This is a genomic window from Saccharopolyspora sp. (assembly GCF_017434145.1).
GTDB classification, from domain to species: Bacteria; Actinomycetota; Actinomycetes; order Mycobacteriales; family Pseudonocardiaceae; genus Saccharopolyspora_C; species Saccharopolyspora_C galaxeae.
The window spans coordinates 1-1,537 of record NZ_JAFRFW010000408.1 but is presented as its reverse complement, the minus strand read 5'-3'; the positions used below and the strand labels follow the sequence as shown (position 1 = coordinate 1,537).

The 1,537-nt window shown below is 72.8% G+C and carries 1 pseudogene; it reads left to right on the top strand.

Annotated elements, in window-relative coordinates:
• Positions 1-1,537 (top strand): annotated as a pseudogene (locus IJH84_RS11085) (hypothetical protein); the annotation flags it as partial.

Genomic DNA, 1,537 nt, shown 5'->3' with positions numbered 1-1,537 from the left:
CCTGCGCTGGACGATCGGCATCCGCTGCTGGCTCCGGTGCGCGACGCAGGCGGGCAGTCCTGGGCGGTGGCGCGCGCGATGAGCCTGCTCGCGCCGCTGGGCGAACAGGCGCCGCGGCTGGCCGGAGCGGCCATCGGGCTCGACCCGGAAACCGTGCGGGACGCGCTGGAACGACTCCGCGCGCATCGCGTGCTGATCCGCTCCGGACGCCGTTGGCGGTTCCGGGTGCCGATGATCGGCGTCGCGCTGGAAGCCGGGCTCGGACCGTTCGAGCGCCGCAACCTCGCGGCCGCGGCGGTCACCGCGATCTGGGACGGCTCGGCGCGAGCCGAGGACTCGGCGTACCTGCCGGAACGGCTGGTCGACGCGGGAGCACTGGTCGATCCGCAGCGCGCGGGCCGGGAGCTGCTGGAAACGGGCGGGCAGCGGATCTTCCAGGACACCGCGAACGCCTCGCGCTGGCTGCAGGCGGCCGCGGACAAGCTGGGCGATCCGGCTTCGCGCGCCATGGCGCTGATGGGGCACGCGGCCGCGTGCAGCTCGCGCAGCCGTTTGAGCGAGGCCGCCGCGAACGCCCGCGACCTGCTGAGCAGGCACGCCGGCGAACTCGAACCGCAGCTGCTGCAGATGTCGGTGCTGTCCTACCTGTCCGTGATCGCCAGCATCGGTGACCACACCGCGCTGCGGCACATCGCCGAGGCGGAGACCCCGATGCCGGGCGGGCGGGCGCAGCAAGTCGTGGCGCAGGCGTTCGCGCTGGGCTGGCAGGACGAATGGGTGGCGGGCCGCCGCCTGCTGGACGAGAACCGCGAACTGTGGGCCGGGGCGGAACCGGTGCTGGAAGACCACGTGAACACCTACCGCAGCGGCGTCGCGCTGATGCAGGGCGACACCACCGAGCTGTTCCGGTTCATCGAGGACCCGGCGCTGTGGCGGGGCGGCGACCTGCCGACGCAACGGCTCGAAACGGTCCGCTACGAGGTCAACATGCTGCTCGCGCTGGGCGAGTTGCAGGATGCGACGGAACTGATGCGGCGCTACGAGCTGCCGCCGTCGCAGCTTTCGGAGATCGGCCGGTTCATCGTCGAGCACAGCCGCGGCGACTGGCTGCACGCGCTGGACATCGCCCGGCGCTACATGGCCGCTCCGGTGCACCGCGTCGAGTCCGTCGGCTGGGCGATGCTGCACATGGGCGCGGCGCAGGTGCACACCGAAGGCGGGATGCTCGCCCGCGCGCGGCACATGATCCAGCGGGCCGGGGGCGGATCGTTCGCCTACCTCTTCCGGTTCGCCGAAGCGCAGGTCTCGCGCGCCCTCGGCGAGCACGAGGACGCCGACGCCCTGCTGCGCGAAGCCGTGCGCATCTCCGAGGAGACCGGGTTCGCGATCGGCACCGAACTGCTGTGGGCCGAGGTCGCGCTGCGCGCCGAGCTGCGCGAAGACCACGTCGAGGCGCAGGAAGCGTTGGCACGGCTGGAAAAAATGGCCGCCCGGCTCGGCACCGGCCGCGCCGAGCTGGCACTGCGGCTGACCGAGG